This is a genomic window from Pseudomonas lutea (assembly GCF_000759445.1).
Lineage (GTDB): Bacteria > Pseudomonadota > Gammaproteobacteria > Pseudomonadales > Pseudomonadaceae > Aquipseudomonas > Aquipseudomonas lutea.
The window spans coordinates 258,210-276,803 of the sequence record NZ_JRMB01000004.1; the positions used below are offsets into that span (position 1 = coordinate 258,210).

An 18,594-nucleotide genomic window follows, 5' to 3' on the forward strand; every position below is an offset into this window, starting at 1 on the left:
GTCGGCGCCCGGCCAACGCTGCTAGAACGAATGCACTTGCTGCTGTCGTCGCCACTTCGCCAGGCCCTGCTCCAGTTGAGCGGGGCTTTCGATTCCCACCCGCCTGGCGTGGCTGAAGAGGATCAGCGCGAGCTCGGCGGTCACCAGTGCATCGGCGCTGGCGTGATGGCGCTCTTCAGCATGCAGGCCGAAGAACCGCGTCCAGTCGTCCAGCCCGGCCTGCCGCAAATTTGCGTTCGGGCAGATAAAGGGAGCGATATGAGCGACGTCCAGAAACGGATGCAGCAGGCGATGGCCCAGGCTTTCCTTTAATGCGCGGCCCAGCATGTGCTCGTCGAACGCAGCGTGAAAAGCCAGCAGCGGGCTGTCGCCGACAAAGGTCATGAAATCGAGCAGGGCGTCCACGGGTTCGCTGCCGGCCGCAATCGCGCTTGGTCCCAGACCATGAATCAGCACGCTTGGGCTGAGCTTGTGGTCGGTGCGCATCAGTGTGCGTTCGAACTGCTGGCTAAAGTCGATGGCGCCGTCTTCGATGACCACGGCGCCGATCGACAGCACCTCATCACGGTCCAGGTTCAAGCCGCTGGTCTCGACATCAACCACCACCCAGCGTTGCTGGCGCAGCGTTCGCTGATCCAGTACGCCGGGCCCGGACAAGGCGCGCAGGCGCAGCTGCTGCTCAGTCGTCAGTTCTGGCGCCACGTTGCGTTTGGAGGGATTGAGCCAGCGGAACAAATTCATCATCAGTCGCTTAGAATTGGTAGCGCAGAGTGAGGCTGGTCTGCAGCCGCTGCGCCTGGCGGAATGACTCACGCAAAATGCGCCGGTCCAGATGGTTGAGCACATCCGGGTCTATGCGATTGGAGTAAGGCAGGTTTTGCCGACTCTGCTGCTGGTGTTGCTGCATGCGGGTTTGCTGAATGAAGTGGTAGGCCTCTTCGTATGCAGCCCCGTCCAGCGGGTCGATCACCTCTCTGGCAACCAGTTGCCGCAATCGCTCAAGCGTATTGTTTGCCTCGACGCCGTTGGCTAAAGCGAGTAACCGCGCACCGTCAACGAACGGCGTGAGCCCTTGGGTTTTCAGATCCAGGGTGTCCTTTTCGGTGCCTTTGCGCGCCACCACGAAATCCTTGAAACGCCCGACGGGCGGGCGCTGGCGCAATGCGTTGTCAGCCATCAGGCGCTGAAACAAGGCATTGTCCGCCACCTGCGCAAGAATGCTGTGACGCAATTGGTCTGCGCCGCTTTCATCGCCCCAGACCGCGCGCAGATCGAAATAGATAGAGGACGACAGCAGGTTCTCCGGCGTGGCTTCGCGTATGAACGCGCCGAACCGCCGCGCCCATTCGACGCGCGACAGGCACAGCTGCGGATTGCTCGCCATGATCCCGCCCTTGCACAGGGCGAACCCGCACGCGGCCAGGCTGTGGTTGATGCGCTCGGCGATGGGCAGCAGCCGACCCCGAATCTCGGCAGCTTCGGCAGCGTCCTGCGCTTCGAACAGGATGCCGTTGTCCTGATCGGTGTAGAGGGTCTGCTCGCGTCGGCCTTCGCTGCCAAAGCACAGCCAGCTGAACGGCACGCCGGGGTCGCCTTTTTCTTCCAGCGTCAGCTCGATGACACGGCAGACCATATGGTCGTTGAGCAGAGTGATGATCTGGGTAATTTGCGTGGACGAAGCACCGTGGGCAAGCATGCGGTCCACGAGCTGGACAATGTCGCCGCGCAGGTTGGTCAGGGCGTCTATGCGCGACGCACTGCGAATGGTACGCGCCAGATGCACCAGGTCGACCCGTTGCAGGGAGAACAGATCGCGCTCCGAGACCACGCCGCACAGGCGCTGGTCCTTGACCAGGCAAACATGAGCGATGTGGCGCTGGGTCATCGCAATCGCGGCGTCAAACGCACTGGCGTCCGGGCTCAGGTAAAAAGGAGAGGGGATCATGCTGCGTTCGATGGGCTGGCCAAAGTCGGCATCGACGTTCGCCACGACCTGACGCAAGTCGCGCAGGGTGAAGATGCCCAGCGGCGCTTTGGCCTCATCCACGATGACAATGCTGCCCACTTGCTGCTCGTCCATCTGCCGGACCGCTTCGCGCAATGGCGTATCGGGCGAGCACGTCACCGGGTGACGCATTGCCAACTCGCCCAGGCGGGTATTGAGTGAATACTGCGTGCCGAGGGTTTCCACCGCCTTCTGCTTTACTTGCTGATTCACTTGATCGAGCAGGCTGCTGACCCCGCGCAGGGCAAAGTCGCGGAACTCGCTGGAAAGCGCGAACAGCTTGATGAAGGCGTGCTTGTTCAGTTGCAGGCAGAAGGTGTCTTCGGCAGCCAGATGCTCGGTGCGCGTGGCACGTTCGCCGAGCAGTGCGGCCAGCGGAAAGCACTCGCCCGTGGTGATTTCAAAGGTGGTCTCTGTGCCGCGTTTTGCAGAATGTGGACGCTCGCCGACTACGCGCCCTTGTTTGACGATGTAGAAATGTTCTACTGGCCCATCGCTAGGCTTGATGATGCTCTCGTCTGTAGCGTAGAAACGCAGCTGACATTGCTCGACAAGGTAGGCCAGATGAGCGCTTTCCATCTGGTTGAACGGCGGGAATTTCTGCAGGAACTGCATCGTGCCGTGAATGTTCTGCAGAACGGCTGTTTTGCCTGCCTGGGTAAAAGCGTCCGCTTTGCTCATGACCGATACCGCTTGTTTTTATAGGCTCCATGGTCGACCGCTTATCGGGCAGTGCCCATTGGACGTAAGTCTTAGGTGACTGCAAAGGCATTGGCTGGCATCGAACGAAGGTGTAAAACCGCAGCGATGCAATTCGCGCGTGGCCCAAAGGCCCGGCATGAAGCCGAAAGGATGTGCAGCGTATCAATCGCTTGCGCTGTCAGAATTGGAGTCGACAGGAAGATGAGACGGGTATGTTCGATCACAGTATTTTAAGTGATGAAGAGCGCGAAGCCCTCAATGAGGTGATGCTCGCGCCTCCGTCACAATCGCCACAACGGGTGTTGATCGTCGACGACGACAAGGATGCTCGGGAAGTTCTGGCCGAAATTCTCAGTCTCAATGACATCAGCTGCATCACCGCCGCCGGCGGTACCAGCGCCATGCATTTGCTGCAGACCCGACCTTCCATTGCGCTGCTGATCACGGATCTGCGAATGGCGCCGTGCGACGGCCTGGACTTGATCCGTCGAGTGCGTGAATCGGACCGCGCGGAGCTGCCAATCATTATCGTGTCGGGCGATGCGAACGTACGTGACGCGATCGACGCCATGCACCTGAGCGTGGTGGACTTTCTGCTCAAGCCGATCAACACCAAGCAGCTCTTGCGGCTGGTGAAACGCGAACTGGGGATGGCGTAACTCGTCGTTCCCGATCAACTGCAGCAGCGCGCTTGCCCGCGATTGCGGTGTTTCAGCGCCGGTAATTGCGCCTGATGAAATGCTTTCGCGGGCAAGCGCGCTCCTACAATGCGCAGGCAATGAAAAGGCGGTGTGCCTGATGGAACACCGCCTTTTTTGGTGGATACGGCGCCCGCCGCGTTGAGGGGCTATGGAGCCGGGTCGACTGTGGAACCCGAACAACTGTAGGAGCGCGCTTGCCCGCGATTGCGGTGTTTCAGCGATGGTGATTTCGCCTATGAAATGCTTTCGCGGGCAAGCGCGCTCCTACAATGCGCAGGCAATGAGAAAGGCGGTGTGCCTGATGGAACACCGCCTTTTTTGGTGGATACGGCGCCCGCCGCGTTGAGGGGCTATGGAGCCGGGTCGACTGTGGAACCCGATCAACTGTAGGAGCGCGCTTGCCCGCGATGGCGGTGTTTCAGCGACGATGATTTCGCCTATGAAATGCTTTCGCGGGCAAGCGCGCTCCTACAATGCGCAGGCAATGAGAAAGGCGGTGTGCCTGATGGAACACCGCCTTTTGTGGGTATGTCCATCGCCGTGTTGAGAGGCTATAGAACCGGGTCGACTTCATCCGACCGCAATCGACTGTACAAACGGATCGACTGTAGAACCCGATCAACTGTAGGAGCGCGCTTGCCCGCGATGGCGGTGTTTCAGCGACGATGATTTCGCCTATGAAATGCTTTCGCGGGCAAGCGCGCTCCTACAATGCGCAGGCAATGAAAAGGCGGTGTGCCTGGTGGCAACACCGCCTGTTCTATGGGCACGACTTACGCGCCTTTTTTAGGCTCCGTTTTTAGCCTTGTATTCCCGACGGCGGCGGTGCAGGACCGGTTCGGTGTAGCCGTTGGGTTGGCGGGTGCCTTCGATTACCAGCTCGACCGCTGCCTGAAACGCAATGTTGCTGTCGAAGTCCGGCGCGAGCGGGCGATACAGCGCGTCGCCGGCGTTCTGACGGTCTACCACAGGCGCCATGCGCTTGAGACTTTCCATCACCTGCTGCTCGCTGACCACGCCATGTCGCAGCCAGTTAGCGATGTGCTGGCTCGAGATGCGCAGCGTGGCGCGGTCCTCCATCAGACCGACATCGTTGATGTCCGGCACCTTCGAGCAGCCGACACCCTGGTCAATCCAGCGCACCACATAGCCGAGGATGCCCTGCGAGTTGTTATCCAGCTCGTTCTGAATCTCCTCCGCCGTCCAGTCGGTGTTCGGCGCCAGCGGAATGCTCAGAATGTCGTCGACCGATGCGGCGGTGCGCTGGGCGAGTTCGGCCTGGCGTGCGAACACGTCCACCTTATGGTAGTGCAGGGCATGCAGCGCGGCGGCAGTGGGCGATGGCACCCAGGCGGTGTTGGCGCCAGCCAGCGGGTGGGCGATTTTCTGTTCGAGCATCGCGGCCATGAGATCAGGCATGGCCCACATGCCCTTGCCGATCTGGGCACGGCCTTGCAGCCCGCATTTCAGGCCGATGTCGACGTTGGAATTCTCGTAGGCAGCAATCCACTTCTCGGCCTTCATCTGCGCCTTGCGCACGACCGGGCCGGCTTCCATTGACGTGTGGATCTCGTCGCCGGTGCGGTCGAGAAAGCCGGTGTTGATAAACACCACCCGCTCGCTTGCCGCCTGGATGCACGCCTTGAGGTTGATGGTGGTGCGACGCTCCTCGTCCATGATGCCGACCTTCAGCGTGTTGCGCGGCAGGCTCAGCACGTCTTCGATGCGCCCGAACAACTCGTTGGTGAACGCGACTTCCTCGGGGCCATGCATCTTCGGTTTGACGATGTAAACCGAGCCGGTGCGGCTGTTGGCGCGGGACGTATTGCCGTTGAGGTTGTGAATGGCGGCAAGGCTGGTCAGCAGGCCGTCGAGAATGCCTTCCGGCACTTCGTTGCCCTGATTGTCGAGAATCGCATCGATGGTCATCAGATGACCCACATTGCGCACGAACAACAGGGAGCGGCCATGCAGCGTCACCGGCTCCCCGGCGGGCGAGCTGTACACGCGGTCGGCGTTCATGGTGCGGGTGAACGTAGTGCCGGCCTTGGCAACGTTCTCGGCGAGATCACCCTTCATCAGCCCCAGCCAGTTGCGGTACACGACCACTTTGTCATCAGCGTCGACGGCGGCGATCGAGTCTTCGCAATCCATGATGGTCGTCAGCGCAGCCTCCATGAGCACGTCTTTGACGCCGGCAGGATCAGTCTGGCCGACCGGGCTCGCTGGATCGATCTGAATGTCGAAGTGCAGGCCGTTGTGCTTGAACAGTAGTGCGCTCGGCGCCGACGCGTCCCCCTGGAAGCCGATGAGCTGCGCATCATCGCGCAAACCGGTATTGCTGCCGCCTTTGAGGCCAACGACCAGCTTGCCCTCAACCAGCTTGTAAGCGGTCGAGTCAACATGGGAGCCCGCCGCCAAGGGGATGGCTTCATCCAGAAACCCTCGGGCGAACGCGATGACCTTGTCGCCACGGGCTCGGTTGTAGCCTTTGCCTTTTTCCGCGCCGCCGGCTTCGCTGATCGCGTCGGTGCCATACAGCGCGTCGTACAGCGAGCCCCAGCGGGCGTTCGAAGCGTTCAGGGCAAAGCGCGCGTTCATCACCGGCACCACCAATTGCGGGCCGGCCATGCGTGCGATTTCTTCATCGACGTTTTTCGTGGTGATCTGAAAGTCCGCTGCTTCCGGCAGCAAATAGCCAATATCGAGCAGGAACGCCTTGTAGGCCGCTGCGTCGTGGGCGTTGCCTGCGTGGGCTTGATGCCAGGCATCAATGCGGGCCTGGAAATCATCTCGTTTGGCGAGCAGGGCTTTGTTCTTCGGCGCGAGCTCATGGATGAGCGCATCGGCGCCGGCCCAGAATGCAGCCGGGTCGATACCAGTGCCGGGGATGGCTTCGTTGTTGACGAAATCCAGCAGGACTTTGGCGACCTGAAGGCCACCGACTTGAACGTGTTCAGTCATTACTTGCCTCACTCTGCTCAGCTATCTGCGCTGTAATCGCCAGCGCTCTTATTGTTAAAGCCATCGACGTCGCTGTGTACCCCTCCAGATCATGCCCCTTGGGCGGCTGGGCAGGGCGGCGGACACCTGAAATGAAGCGTTTAATACAGGTGGCGACCGGGCAGGACGTCAGTCAAGGCATCGGTCCGACATTTATGTAGTGAACGCGGCGCGATACTACATCATGAGTTGTGACGTGAAAATCCAGACTGAACGCTGCCCTCAGTGGCCGGACTGCAAGGTCCGGCCAGCAGCCGATCAAGATGTTCTCAAAGAACTTACAGATTGTTCCAGAGAATTATGCAGATCGTACACAATAAATCAGGAGGCGCTTTCGGAGCGGCGATACGGCTAGCGTGCCTATACTCGCTGTCACCGGACCTGAACGTTAAATCAGACAGGTCTCCGTGCATGCCAATAAAGGAGTCGTTTGTGGATCATCTTATCGTCACGGTATCGGCGCCGGACAAACCAGGCGTCGTCGAGCAACTGGCAGCCTGTATTGCAGAACACGGTGGCAATTGGCTGGAAAGCCGTATGTCCCATATGGCCGGCCAGTTTGCCGGGATTCTGCGGGTCAGCGCCCCGGCCGATGCGCATCAGCCACTGCGCAGCGCCCTGGAGGCCCTGGCGGCGCGAGGCATCCGTGTGCTGTTTGCCGAGGTTGCGCCCGAGGCTTCCCCCGAGTGGAAGCCAATCACCATGGAATTGGTGGGCAACGACCGCCCCGGGATCGTTCGCGACGTCACACGGGTGCTCACCGAGCAGGGCGTGAATCTTGAGCAACTGGTGACCAGCGTCGAGCCTGCGCCGATGAGCAGCGAGACATTGTTCCGTGCCCATGCTGTGCTGGGGTTGCCGTTAGAGCTCTCGCTGGACACCTTGCAGCAGCGCCTGGAAACGCTGGCCGATGACTTGATGGTGGAACTGCATCTCTCCGGCGAAGAGTAAAGCGTCGGTCAGATCAGCCAATACCTGCAGCAGGCCACCCTGCCGCGCCTGCTGCAGGTCTGATCAGCCTTGAGCGCGTTTACGCAGCGAGCGCCAGGCATCAACGCTGTAGATGACCAACCCGGACCAGATGAAGGCGAAGGTTACGAGCGTGGCCGATGGCATGTGTTCGTCGTACAGGATGACCGCCAATGCCAGCACGAGCGTTGGCGCGATGTATTGCAGGAAACCCAGCGTCGCGTAAGGCAGGTGGCGCGCCGCAGCGTTGAAGCACACCAGAGGTACGAGGGTGACCGGACCCGCTGCCGCCAGCCAGAGCGCTTGGGTGGTGGTCCAGAATTCGGGCTGCGCGCTGTGGGCGAGCGGGTTGAACAGCAACCAGCCCACGGCCAGTGGCACCAGAATCCAGGTCTCCACCACCAGCCCGGGCAACGCGGCCACGGGCGCCTTTTTGCGAATCAGGCCGTAGAAACCGAACGTAAACGCCAGGGCCAGTGAGACCCACGGCAGGCTGCCGACTTGCCAGACCTGTTGCAGCACGCCGATCAACGCCAGCATCACCGCCACCCATTGCAGTGGGCGCAGCCTTTCGCGCAGCAGCACCATGCCAAGCATGACGTTGATCAGTGGGTTGATGAAATAACCCAGGCTGGCTTCGACCATGTGGTTGTTGTTGACGGCCCACACGTAGATCAGCCAGTTGGCGGCGATCAGCGAGCCGCTGCAGGCGAGAATGGCCAGACGCCCGGGGTTGTCGCGCAGTTCCTGCCACCAGCCGGGATGCTTCCAGACCAGTAACAGCAGCGAGCCGAAAATCGCTGACCAGATGGCACGATTGACGATGATTTCCAGCGAAGGAACGCTGGCAAGCACCTTGAAGTAGATCGGAAACAGTCCCCAGATGATGTAGGCGCTCAGGCCCAGAATGTACCCGCGGCGCGGGTTGGCAGCTTGCATGGGTGGTCCTTCGGCAAGTTTTTGTTGTGAGGCGGTGGTGGAGGTTTTGTAGGAGCGCGCTCGCCCGCGATCGCGTTGGATCAATGGCATGGCAGGCCCGGGAGCGATTCATTCGCGGGCAAGCGCGCTCCTGCAAGGGGTTCGTCGGTGTTAAAACAGCTTCAGCGGTTCCTCGTTCAGCGCAGACAACTGTTCGCGCAGCGCCAGCACTTGATCGCCCCAATACCGCTCGGTACCAAACCAGGAAAAGCTGTGCGGAAACGCGGGATCGTCCCAGCGACGCGCCAGCCATGCGCTGTAATGCAACAGGCGCAGTGCGCGCAGCGGTTCGATCAGCGCCAGCTCGCGTGGGTCGAAGTCGTGAAATTCGTTGTAGCCGTCCATCAGTTCCGACAATTGACTCAGGCAGTCCTGACGATCCCCCGCCAGCATCATCCAGACGTCCTGGACCGCAGGGCCCATGCGGCAGTCGTCGAGATCGACGATGTGGAAGATTTCGTCCCGGGTCATCATGTTGCCGGGATGGCAATCGCCGTGCATACGGATGTTCTGGTGCGGCGTAGCGGCGTAGACGTCTTCCACGCGCTTGAGCAAGTCTTTGGCGACGGACTCGTACGCAGGCAGCAGGCTGCGCGGGATGACGTTGTTGTCGAGCAGGTAGTTGAGCGAAGCGTGGCCGAAGTTATTCACGCCAAGGGCTTCGCGATGCTCGAACGGGCGGGTGGCGCCGACGGCATGGATGCGGCCCAGCAGCTGGCCGAGACGGTAGAGCTGATCGAGGTTGCCGGGCTCTGGGGCACGGCCGCCGCGACGGGGAAAGAGGGTGAAACGAAAGCCGGCGTGCTCGAACAGGGTTTGCCCGTTATGCACCATGGGTGCCACCACCGGGATTTCGACATCGGCGAGTTCGGCGGTAAAACTGTGTTCTTCGAGGATGGCTTCGTTGGTCCAGCGATCAGGCCGGTAAAACTTGGCAATCAGCGGCTGCTGTTCGTCGATACCGACCTGGTAAACGCGGTTCTCGTAGCTGTTCAGCGCGAGGATGCGGGCGTCGGTGACGAAGCCGATGCTCTCGACGGCGTCCAGCACCAGGTCAGGTGTAAGTGTTGCGAACGGGTGGGCCATGCTAACTCCTGCGCGCGGCAGGCTGCCGCGTCGGGCCAGTCATGGTAACTCAGGCGTGTTACACCTGACACAGCGCGTTACACCCGTTGCCGTTGATTCAGTGGAATGCCCATCCCGCCGAGAGAGTCCTTTGCGGGATGCGCAAGCCCTCTGCTAGGCGCCGATGACCCCGCCGTCTTCCCGCGTGATCACCATCACCGAAGACCTCGGCTTGCCGTTGGGCAGGTGTTCGGGGAAGGTCGAGCCGCCATTTTCGCCGGGGTGTTGAATGCCTACGAACAGCGCTTTCTGATCGGGCGCTAAGCTGATGCCGGTGACCTCACAGCCGACTGGCCCCACCATGAACCGTCTGATTTCGCCGCTGGCAGGGTCCGCGCACAGCATCTGGTTGTTGCCCATGCCCGCGAAATCACCTGCGTTGGTGGAGTCGCCATCGGTCAGGATCCACAGCCGCCCGGCCATATCGAAGCCCAGCCCGTCGGGGCTGTTGAACATATTTTGCGCGTTGATATTGCTCGAACCGCCCTGCGGTGTTCCGGCATGTACGCCCGGGTTGCCTGCGACGACGAACAGGTCCCACGCAAAATCCATCGCCGCCGCGTCTGACCCTGTTTCCTGCCAGCGCAGAATCTGCCCGTACTGATTTTTCGCGCGCGGATTCGGCCCTCCGACGGGCTGCCCTTCATCACCGCGCTTAATGTTGTTGGTCAGCGTGCAATACACCTGACCGTCCTTCGGGCTGACGACAATCCATTCAGGCCGGTCCATGCGCGTCGCCTTGACTTGGCTCGCCGCCAATCGGGCATGGATCAACACTTCAGCCTGGCTGGCAAATCCGCTGGCGGCGTCGATGCCGTTTTTGCCATGGGTCAGCTCAATCCATCTGCCCTGGCCTTTGGGGCGATCAGGGTTGCTGTCGCCGCCATCGAACTGCGCAACGTACAGCGTGCCGTGGTCGAGGATGTCGCGGTTGGCCTTGGGATTCTGATGGTCGACCTTGTCGCGGCTGATGAATTTATAGATGAACTCGCCGCGCTCGTCGTCGCCCATGTACACCACGACGCGTCCGTCTTTGGTTTCGGTCAGCGCGGCGTTTTCGTGCTTGAAGCGGCCCAGCGCAGTGCGTTTGACCGGTGTGGATTTGGGGTCGAACGGATCGATCTCGACCACCCAGCCATGGCGATTGGGTTCGTTGGGGTTTTTGGCGACGTCGAAGCGCGGATCGTGCAGGTGCCAGTTCACTTCTTTACTGGCGGCTGTGACGCCATAACGCTTGGTCGCGGCATCAAAGGTCTGGGCCGGATCGCTGCTGCCGAAGCAGTCGGTAAAGTTCTCTTCGCAGGTCAAGTACGTGCCCCACGGCGTCTTGCCGTTGGCGCAGTTCTGGAAAGTACCGAGCACGTTCTTGCCCATTTTGTCAGCGGCGGTTTTCAGCCATTCGTGCCCTGCGGCCGGGCCACTGAGGTGAATCGGCGTGTTGCCGTGAATGCGCCGGTTGTACTTTGAACCTTGTACGAAGGTCCATTGCTGCCCGTCGCGCTTGACCTCAATGACCGAAACGCCCTCGCTGGCCTGAGCCTTGTGCACGTCTTCGGCGGACTGCGGATCCTTACCGTGATCAAACAGGTAGCGGTAATTGGTGTACTCGTTGTTGATTGCCATCAGCGCGCGGCCGGCCGTCTCTGGCTTGTCGCCGGGGAAGGTGAAGAGGCTCATGCCGTCATTGTTGTCGCCGAACTGCAACTCCTGCATCTTCGCCGTGCCATTGCCGCTGGGGTCGAACGCCGGGCCGTTGGCGTGCAGCGGCTGGCCCCAACTGATCAGGACCGAGGAGCGATAGCCCGGCGGCAGGGCGATGCCGTCGGCGGTGGAGGAAGGGATGCTGTCGAAGCCGAGCAGCGCACTGTTGGCAGCGCTGACGCTTGCGGCCATTACGCTGCGGCTGAGCAGGTTGCCGCCCAGAAACATCGCAGCGCCGCACAGGGCGCCGGCGCTGATGAACCCGCGGCGGGTGAGGCCGACCATGTTTTCGAGGTCGGTGGCTTGGTTATCTTTTAATAGCGTCATCACGGGCTCCCTGCGGTTTAGGGCAAAACCCTATGCAGTGCGGATGACAGTATTGTGTCGGTCCGATGATGGGCCTGTCGCCGCGACTGATCCAGCCGCTGACTACAACGGAGTGCCGACGAGAATGTTGGACGGCGCAAACTGAACCTTCACAACCCCGCCGACTTTGAGTTTCAAGGCTTGCAGCCGCTCCCTCGCAGCCAGCGCGCAGAGGATTTGATGACTGGGAAGGATAATCCTGACCTCACTCGGGCCATTCTCGGCGTCGAGAATTTCTTCTATCGTTCCACTGAGACAATTGTGTCCGATTGTTTCAGGCTGATCCGCCGCCAGCACCTCAAGCCAGCCCGCCTTGATCAGGGCGAACACGTCCGTGCCAATCTCCAGCCCCAACCGCAAGGTGCTGTCATGGGTAATTTGCGCGTCGATGGAAACGCCGCCCGCGAGTTGCAAGGTGATCGTGTCGTTGCGGCCCTGGGATCGGATCCGGCTGACTTGCCCATGCAACTGATTGCGCGCACTGGTGCGCAACATCAACCGGCTGATCAGCGCCAGGTCGGTTGACTCCTCCACGGTTTCCAGCAACTGGGTTTGCAGCGCCTGCAGGCGTTGATAAAGCCGCAGTACGCGCTCGCCCTCCAGCGACAACTTGGCACCGCCGCCCCCACGACCGCCGACGCTGCGCTCAACCAACGGCTTTTGCGCCAGATTGTTCAGCTCATCGATGGCGTCCCATGTGGCCTTGTAACTCAGCCCGGCGCTTTTCGCCGCACGAGTGATCGAACCCTGCTCGGCAATGTGCTGCAACAGCGCAATGCGGTGCGGCCGACGGACCATGTGCTGGGTGAGAGAAGGCGGCAGTGACATAGGGGGCGGATGCGCTGAGAGTGATGACGCCGGAGTTTAAGCCATGGCCGATGAGATCGGGCGATGCCTTTCGTGTTCGCCTTGATAACCCCAAGTCCTCTGGAAACCACGTTCACTCCTATATGTGATCGGCGTCGCTGCAAGATCATGGGCGGGTCTTAGTCCCCAGGCTTGGGCGTTCTCGCCAGGCAATACACGTCAACCGACCGTGCGCCCGCCTTGATCAACAACTCGGCCAGTGCCTGGGCGGTAGAGCCGGTGGTGAGTACGTCGTCGATCAGCGCCAGGTGCTTGCCGATGATCGGCGCTGCATCGGTCAAGGCGAAGGCCGACGACAAATTGCGTTTTCTGGCTTTCGCATCCAGCCCCTGTTGCGAGGGCGTTTCCTTGATGCGCCGTAACACGCGCTCATCAACCGCCAGCCCCAGCCTTGCCCCAAGCCATTTGGCCAACATAGCCGCCTGATTGAAGCCGCGCTGGCGCAATCGTTTCCTGGCGAGCGGTACCGGGATCAGGCAATCGGGCTGGCGCAGGCCTTCCAGAAAGCGGTGCTGCAATGTTTCGCTCAAAAGGTCGGCGAGCAGACGGCCCAGCGGCCACTTGCCCTGGTGTTTGAAGCGTGTGACTAAAGCGTCGACCGGGAAGTCGTAAAGCCAGGGGGCAACCACCTCGTTGAAAGCAGGCGGGTGTCGGTTACATGCGCCGCAGGTCAGGCCGGCCATTGGCATGGGCAGCGCGCAACGGTCGCATTGGTCGATCAGCCAGGGCAGCTCCTGTTCACAGGCCATGCAGATGGGATGTATGGAATCGGTCGTCTCGTCGCACAACAAGCAGGTTTGTACGCTTTTTAACCAGATGTAAACCTCGTGCCCGTTATATGGTTGACAGCGCATGGTGCTTCCTTAAATATGCCGAACATCCGTGTTGCGCCTGTGGGCTTTTCCGGTTTTGTCGTCAGGCGAAGCCGCCCGGGTCATCGTCCAGAAAAACATCAAGGGAGCCGCCCATGAGCGCCAGCCTTACTGCCAATTTGCGTCACGACTGGAATCTAGCCGAGGTCAAGGCACTCTTCACACAGCCATTCAATGACCTGCTGTTTCAGGCGCAAACCGTGCACCGCGCTCACTTCGACGCCAACCGTGTGCAAGTCTCGACCTTGCTGTCGATCAAAACCGGCGCCTGCCCGGAAGACTGCAAGTACTGCCCGCAATCGGGCCACTACAACACCGGTCTGGAAAAAGAGAAGCTGATGCAGGTCCAGCAAGTGCTGGAGGAGGCCGCCCGCGCCAAGGCCATCGGCTCCACCCGCTTCTGCATGGGCGCGGCGTGGAAGCACCCCTCCGCCAAAGACATGCCCTACGTGCTGGAAATGGTCAAAGGCGTTAAAGCGCTGGGCCTGGAAACCTGCATGACCCTCGGCAAGCTGGACCAGGACCAAACGCAGGCCCTCGCTGCGGCAGGTCTGGATTACTACAACCACAACCTCGATACCTCGCCTGATTTCTACACCAGCATCATAACCACGCGCACCTACAGCGACCGCCTGCAGACGCTGGCGTATGTGCGTGATTCCGGGATGAAGATCTGTTCTGGCGGCATTCTGGGCATGGGTGAGTCCCTGGACGACCGCGCCAATTTGCTGATTCAGCTCGCCAACCTCCCGGAGCACCCGGAGTCGGTACCGATCAACATGCTGGTGAAAGTGGCCGGCACGCCGCTGGAAAACGCCGAAGACATCGACCCGTTCGACTTCATCCGCATGCTCGCCGTGGCCCGCATCCTGATGCCTCAGTCCCACGTGCGCCTGTCCGCAGGCCGCGAAGCCATGAATGATCAAATGCAGGCACTGGCATTCTTCGCCGGCGCCAATTCGATTTTCTATGGCGACAAACTGCTGACCACCGCTAACCCGCAATCCGACAAGGACATGCTGCTGTTCTCCCGGCTAGGCATCCAGCCTGAGGCTCGCGAGGAGCATTCGGACGAGGTGCATCAAGCGGCCATCGAACAGGCCTTGATCGAGCAAAAGAGCAGCGAGATGTTTTACGACGCTGCTGTTTGATTCTTCATCAATGGCTTGACCCGAGGCCTGCATGTCTTTTGATCTGAACGCACGTCTCGCTGCCCGTCGTGCCGAGCACCTTTACCGTCAGCGGCCGTTGCTGCAGAGCCCGCAGGGCCCCGAAGTGATCGTTGACGGCCAACCGCTGCTGGCATTCTGCAACAACGATTACATGGGCCTGGCGAATCACCCCGAGGTGGTGGCCGCCTGGCAGGCAGGGGCTGAGCGCTGGGGCGTCGGTGGCGGCGCTTCGCATTTGGTGATCGGCCACAGCACGCCCCATCACGCGCTGGAAGAAGCGCTGGCCGAGTTCACCGGGCGGCCCCGCGCGCTGCTGTTTTCCAATGGTTACATGGCCAATCTTGGCACGGTGACCGCATTGGTCGGGCAGGGTGACACCGTGCTCGAAGATCGCCTTAATCATGCCTCGCTGCTGGACGCGGGGCTGCTCAGCGGCGCGCGGTTTTCCCGTTACTTGCACAACGACAGCGACAGCCTCGCCAGTCGGTTGGACAAAGCAGTCGGTGACACCCTGGTGGCGACCGACGGCGTGTTCAGCATGGACGGCGACATCGCTGATCTCCCCGCTCTGGCAAAGGCTGCAAAGGCCAAAGGCGCATGGCTGATGGTCGACGATGCTCACGGTTTTGGCCCGCTGGGTGCCAATGGTGGGGGCATTGTCGAGCACTTCGGTCTGGGTATCGACGAGGTGCCGGTGCTGATTGGCACACTGGGTAAATCATTCGGCACGGCGGGCGCGTTCGTTGCCGGCAGCGAAGAGCTGATCGAAACCCTGATCCAGTTTGCTCGTCCCTACATTTACACCACCAGCCAACCGCCGGCGCTGGCCTGCGCGACGCTGAAAAGCCTCGAACTGCTGCGTACTGAACACTGGCGACGTGAGCACCTCACCGCCCTGATCCGGCAGTTCCGCGCGGGCGCGCAAGCCATCGGTTTGCAGTTGATGGACAGCTTCACGCCTATCCAGCCCATTTTGATCGGTGACAGCGGCCGCGCGTTGCGGTTGTCGCAAATGCTCCGGGATCGCGGGCTTATGGTCACGGCCATTCGCCCACCCACGGTGCCGGCAGGCAGTGCTCGTCTGCGCGTCACGCTGTCCGCTGCCCACAGCGAAGCGCAGGTGCAGCTATTGTTGCAGGCACTGGAGCAGTGTTACCCGCTGCTGGGCGTGGATGAACCCTCGGAGCACAACCATGCGTGATCGTTTGATCCTGTTGCCGGGCTGGGGCCTGGGCGTCTCTCCCCTGGAGCCGTTGGCGGCAGCCCTGCGAGGGTTGGACGAACACCTGCACGTCGAGATCGAACCGCTGCCGGACATGGATAACGATGACCTCGACGACTGGCTCGATGAGCTTGATTCGACGTTGCCCGCCAATGTCTGGCTCGGTGGCTGGTCCCTGGGTGGCATGCTGGCCGCTGAGTTGGCGGCGCGCCGGGGCGAGCGCTGCTGCGGTCTGGCGACATTCGCCAGCAACGTCTGCTTCGTGGCGCGCAGCGAATGGCCCAACGCAATGGCGCAAACGGATTTCGATGCGTTCATCGGCGGCTGTAAATCCGATCTGGATGCAACACTCAAGCGCTTCAGTCTGCTATGCGTGCAGGGCGCCGAAGAACCCCGCGCGCTGTCGAGGCAGCTCAAAGCCTGCGCGCCGCACGGCACAAGCGCCGGTTTGATCGAAGGTTTGAAACTGCTGGAGCAGATGGACACTCGCAAAGCGCTGCAGGCGTTCCGCGGTCCGCAACTGCACTTGTTCGGCGGCCTTGATGCACTGGTGCCAGCGGAGGCGTCGGCGGATCTGCTCAGCCTGCAACCGGATATTGAAGTCGGTGTGATCGAGCAGGCCAGCCATGCCTTTATTCTGGAAAATCCGCACGGCGTGGCCGCTGCAGTTCATGCGTTTTTACACGAGTCCGGTGATGACTGATCTTTCCCACTGCGCGGTGCTCAAGGCCGTCAAACAGCAACAAGCGTCTGATCAGCACCTGCTCCCGGACAAGCGTCAGGTGGCGGCTTCCTTCTCCAGGGCTGCGTCCAGCTATGACAGCGTGGCCGATCTGCAGCGTGCCGTCGGCACCGCGCTGATATCACGGCTGCCCGATCTGGTGCCCTCCCGCTGGCTGGACCTGGGCAGCGGCACGGGCTGTTTCAGCCGCGTGCTGGCACAGAATTTCCCGCAGAGCGAAGGCGTCGCGCTGGATCTCGCTGAAGGCATGCTGCGCTATGCACGGCCGCTGGGCGGGGCCGCGCATTACGTGGCCGGCGACGCGGAGAACCTGCCGCTGCGCGACGCGAGTGTCGATCTGATGTTCTCCAGCCTTGCGGTGCAATGGTGCCCGGATTTCGCTGCGGTGCTGAGCGAGGCGGGGCGCGTGCTGAAGCCGGGCGGTGTGTTTGTGTTTGCCAGCCTTTGCGCAGGGACGCTGTTCGAGCTGCGCGACAGCTGGCAGGCGGTGGACGGCCTGGTTCACGTCAATCGCTTTCGCGAGCGCGACGATTATCAGCGTCTGTGCGCTGCCAGCGGGTTGGCCATCAGCAGGCTGGAGGTGCGGCCGCATGTGTTGCACTACCCGGATGTGCGCAGCCTGACCCATGAGCTCAAGGCACTCGGCGCGCACAATATCAACCCGGGCAGACCGGGAGGCCTGACCGGCCGTGCCCGCATTAAGGCGCTGATGGACGCATACGAAGCCTTTCGCCAGGAGCAAGGCCTGCCAGCCACTTATCAGGTGGTGTATGCCGTTCTGACGAAACCTGACGCTGATTAAAGATTGATCAATAAAATGGGCGCCCGCCGCATGGGCGCTATAGTTAAGCAGGCAACAGTTTGAAATATCTGAACGGATGGTCGCCAAGATGAGCGCTGCGTATTTCATCACGGGAACCGATACCGATGTCGGCAAGACCACCATTGCCACGGGGCTTCTATACGCGGCGCGGCAGTCAGGGTTGAGCACGGCGGCCGGCAAACCTGTCGCCTCCGGCTGCGACTTCAAAGCCAAAGGGTTGCGCAATTCGGACGCCGTTGCCTTGCGCGCAGAGTGTTCGATTCTACTGACCTACAACGAGGTCAACCCGGTGGCGTTCCAGCCCGCCATTGCCCCGCATCTGGCGGCGCGAGAGGCCGGTGTTGCGCTGACAGTCGAGTCATTACTGGCCCCGATGCAGCACATCCTCGAGAAAAAGGCAGATTTCACGCTCATCGAAGGCGCTGGCGGCTGGCGTGTTCCGCTGGCTGATCGAGCCAACCTCTCTGACCTCGCCATTGCACTTAATCTGCCCGTTATTTTAGTGGTGGGCGTGCGGCTGGGCTGTATCAGCCACGCGTTGCTGTCAGCCGAAGCCATTGCTAACGATGGCCTGCAATTGGCGGGCTGGGTGGCTAATATCATCGACCCTAAAACCTCGCGGCTGGAGGAAAATCTCGCCACGCTTGCAGAGCGACTGCCAGCGCCGTGCCTGGGCCGCGTGCCCTACCTGAAAAAGGCCACTGCGGAAATGATCGCCGAGCATCTGCATCTCGAATTGCTGGATTGAGCGCTTGCCGCCTTCAGAGTGTGAGCCCTGTCACAAGGCGCAGTGCCACTAGTCGCTTGGGCAAGTAATCGGGCTGCCTTGCTGCTTTAATCAAATGGTTCGCCATGAACGGAGGAGGGTGCTCATGCAAATCTCATTGAACAACACGGTGTACCCCGGCCTTAGCGCCATGCAGGTTGGGCAGGACCGTGTCGATCAGGCGGCGACACAGCTGGCCAGCCCAGCGACAGAAGTGGCGGGCCGCAGCCAATCCTCCGATTTTCAACTCGAACGCTTGCGTTCTGTCGATCGTCCGCAACGCTCCGACATGGCCACCAACGTAGTTGAGCTGACCCAAGGCCGGATTCAAGTCCAGGCCGGCGCCAGAGTCGAAAAAGCCAGCGACGAAATGCTTGGCACGCTGATCGACACCTTCGCCTGACGCCCTCCGTTCGTGCGCTGCGGCGCACGTCGCGACTGTTCCCCTTCTCCTGAATAACACGTCATTCACGCGCGCCTCCGAAGCGTGCGCAGCGCTGTTTCGTACTTAGACTTTTTTAACGAATGTGCCGGTTCACGCCAACTGGCGACGTATTCGCACGTCCGGCGTTTGTGCCCT

At 61.0% G+C, this 18,594-nt stretch carries 16 protein-coding genes; 8 read left to right on the forward strand and 8 right to left on the reverse strand.

Translation table 11 applies throughout. From position 1 onward, the window contains the following. Positions 1 to 21: 21 nt before the first annotated feature. Positions 22 to 741 (reverse strand): 3'-5' exonuclease, encoded by a 720-nt coding sequence (locus LT42_RS23935; protein ID WP_037019048.1) that lies wholly within the window; start codon positions 739 to 741, stop codon positions 22 to 24. Between the two features lie 10 nt (positions 742 to 751). Beyond that, positions 752 to 2,686 (reverse strand): putative nucleotidyltransferase substrate binding domain-containing protein, encoded by a 1,935-nt coding sequence (locus LT42_RS23940; RefSeq protein ID WP_037019050.1) that lies wholly within the window; start codon positions 2,684 to 2,686, stop codon positions 752 to 754. A gap of 233 nt (positions 2,687 to 2,919) precedes the next feature. Here LT42_RS23940 and LT42_RS23945 point away from each other — a divergent pair, with 233 nt between their 5' ends. Beyond that, on the forward strand, positions 2,920 to 3,366 hold the full coding sequence (locus LT42_RS23945; RefSeq protein WP_037019052.1) for a response regulator: 447 nt from the start codon (positions 2,920 to 2,922) through the stop codon (positions 3,364 to 3,366). 828 nt (positions 3,367 to 4,194) lie between these two features. Here LT42_RS23945 and LT42_RS23950 read toward each other — a convergent pair. Continuing rightward, positions 4,195 to 6,372, reverse strand: a complete 2,178-nt coding sequence (locus LT42_RS23950) for a malate synthase G (RefSeq protein WP_037019062.1) — start codon at positions 6,370 to 6,372, stop codon at positions 4,195 to 4,197. A gap of 471 nt (positions 6,373 to 6,843) precedes the next feature. Between LT42_RS23950 and LT42_RS23955 the strand changes: the two genes are divergently transcribed. After that, complete coding sequence (locus LT42_RS23955; RefSeq protein WP_037019064.1) at positions 6,844 to 7,362, forward strand: glycine cleavage system transcriptional repressor; 519 nt, start codon at positions 6,844 to 6,846, stop codon at positions 7,360 to 7,362. 63 nt (positions 7,363 to 7,425) lie between these two features. Here the strand turns inward: LT42_RS23955 and rarD are convergent, their stop codons facing one another. From rarD to LT42_RS23980, 5 genes are all read right to left on the reverse strand, one after another. Further along, positions 7,426 to 8,319, reverse strand: a complete 894-nt coding sequence (gene rarD, locus LT42_RS23960) for an EamA family transporter RarD (protein WP_037019066.1) — start codon at positions 8,317 to 8,319, stop codon at positions 7,426 to 7,428. A 150-nt stretch (positions 8,320 to 8,469) separates the two neighbouring features. Continuing rightward, positions 8,470 to 9,444: a serine/threonine protein kinase gene (locus tag LT42_RS23965; RefSeq protein ID WP_037019068.1), complete on the reverse strand. Its 975-nt coding sequence runs from the start codon at positions 9,442 to 9,444 to the stop codon at positions 8,470 to 8,472. Between the two features lie 153 nt (positions 9,445 to 9,597). Beyond that, positions 9,598 to 11,511 (reverse strand): PhoX family protein, encoded by a 1,914-nt coding sequence (locus LT42_RS23970; RefSeq protein WP_037019070.1) that lies wholly within the window; start codon positions 11,509 to 11,511, stop codon positions 9,598 to 9,600. 102 nt (positions 11,512 to 11,613) lie between these two features. Continuing rightward, positions 11,614 to 12,378, reverse strand: a complete 765-nt coding sequence (locus tag LT42_RS23975) for a TOBE domain-containing protein (protein ID WP_037019071.1) — start codon at positions 12,376 to 12,378, stop codon at positions 11,614 to 11,616. Positions 12,379 to 12,536: 158 nt separating this feature from the next. Then, positions 12,537 to 13,271 carry a ComF family protein gene (locus LT42_RS23980; protein WP_037019072.1) on the reverse strand — a complete coding sequence of 245 codons (735 nt, stop codon included), beginning with the start codon at positions 13,269 to 13,271 and terminating at the stop codon, positions 12,537 to 12,539. 113 nt (positions 13,272 to 13,384) lie between these two features. Between LT42_RS23980 and bioB the strand changes: the two genes are divergently transcribed. From bioB to LT42_RS24010, 6 genes are all read left to right on the forward strand, one after another. Next, a complete protein-coding gene (gene bioB / locus LT42_RS23985; protein ID WP_037019073.1) occupies positions 13,385 to 14,440 on the forward strand; it encodes a biotin synthase BioB in 1,056 nt (351 codons plus the stop codon). A 31-nt stretch (positions 14,441 to 14,471) separates the two neighbouring features. Then, on the forward strand, positions 14,472 to 15,662 hold the full coding sequence (gene bioF / locus LT42_RS23990) for an 8-amino-7-oxononanoate synthase (protein WP_037019074.1): 1,191 nt from the start codon (positions 14,472 to 14,474) through the stop codon (positions 15,660 to 15,662). Next, positions 15,655 to 16,386, forward strand: a complete 732-nt coding sequence (locus LT42_RS23995) for an alpha/beta fold hydrolase (protein ID WP_037019076.1) — start codon at positions 15,655 to 15,657, stop codon at positions 16,384 to 16,386. The genes bioF and LT42_RS23995 overlap by 8 nt, the downstream gene beginning before the upstream one ends. Then, entirely contained in the window at positions 16,379 to 17,227 is an 849-nt protein-coding gene (gene bioC / locus LT42_RS24000; protein WP_081955453.1) for a malonyl-ACP O-methyltransferase BioC, read from the forward strand. The genes LT42_RS23995 and bioC overlap by 8 nt, the downstream gene beginning before the upstream one ends. An 88-nt stretch (positions 17,228 to 17,315) precedes the next feature. Beyond that, positions 17,316 to 17,996, forward strand: a complete 681-nt coding sequence (gene bioD, locus LT42_RS24005; protein ID WP_037019293.1) for a dethiobiotin synthase — start codon at positions 17,316 to 17,318, stop codon at positions 17,994 to 17,996. Positions 17,997 to 18,120: 124 nt separating this feature from the next. After that, positions 18,121 to 18,417, forward strand: a complete 297-nt coding sequence (locus tag LT42_RS24010; protein WP_037019078.1) for a hypothetical protein — start codon at positions 18,121 to 18,123, stop codon at positions 18,415 to 18,417. The last annotated feature ends 177 nt before the right edge of the window (positions 18,418 to 18,594 follow it).

Bases quoted from the DNA above. Each gene is read 5' to 3' on its own strand.
- LT42_RS23935 (WP_037019048.1), bottom strand. From the start codon at position 741: ATGAATTTGTTCCGCTGGCTCAATCCCTCCAAACGCAACGTGGCGCCA.
- LT42_RS23940 (WP_037019050.1), bottom strand. From the start codon at position 2,686: ATGAGCAAAGCGGACGCTTTTACCCAGGCAGGCAAAACAGCCGTTCTG.
- LT42_RS23945 (WP_037019052.1), top strand. From the start codon at position 2,920: ATGTTCGATCACAGTATTTTAAGTGATGAAGAGCGCGAAGCCCTCAAT.
- LT42_RS23950 (WP_037019062.1), bottom strand. From the start codon at position 6,372: ATGACTGAACACGTTCAAGTCGGTGGCCTTCAGGTCGCCAAAGTCCTG.
- rarD (WP_037019066.1), bottom strand. From the start codon at position 8,319: ATGCAAGCTGCCAACCCGCGCCGCGGGTACATTCTGGGCCTGAGCGCC.
- LT42_RS23965 (WP_037019068.1), bottom strand. From the start codon at position 9,444: ATGGCCCACCCGTTCGCAACACTTACACCTGACCTGGTGCTGGACGCC.
- LT42_RS23970 (WP_037019070.1), bottom strand. From the start codon at position 11,511: ATGACGCTATTAAAAGATAACCAAGCCACCGACCTCGAAAACATGGTC.
- LT42_RS23975 (WP_037019071.1), bottom strand. From the start codon at position 12,378: ATGTCACTGCCGCCTTCTCTCACCCAGCACATGGTCCGTCGGCCGCAC.
- LT42_RS23980 (WP_037019072.1), bottom strand. From the start codon at position 13,271: ATGCGCTGTCAACCATATAACGGGCACGAGGTTTACATCTGGTTAAAA.
- bioB (WP_037019073.1), top strand. From the start codon at position 13,385: ATGAGCGCCAGCCTTACTGCCAATTTGCGTCACGACTGGAATCTAGCC.
- bioF (WP_037019074.1), top strand. From the start codon at position 14,472: ATGTCTTTTGATCTGAACGCACGTCTCGCTGCCCGTCGTGCCGAGCAC.
- LT42_RS23995 (WP_037019076.1), top strand. From the start codon at position 15,655: ATGCGTGATCGTTTGATCCTGTTGCCGGGCTGGGGCCTGGGCGTCTCT.
- bioC (WP_081955453.1), top strand. From the start codon at position 16,379: ATGACTGATCTTTCCCACTGCGCGGTGCTCAAGGCCGTCAAACAGCAA.
- bioD (WP_037019293.1), top strand. From the start codon at position 17,316: ATGAGCGCTGCGTATTTCATCACGGGAACCGATACCGATGTCGGCAAG.
- LT42_RS24010 (WP_037019078.1), top strand. From the start codon at position 18,121: ATGCAAATCTCATTGAACAACACGGTGTACCCCGGCCTTAGCGCCATG.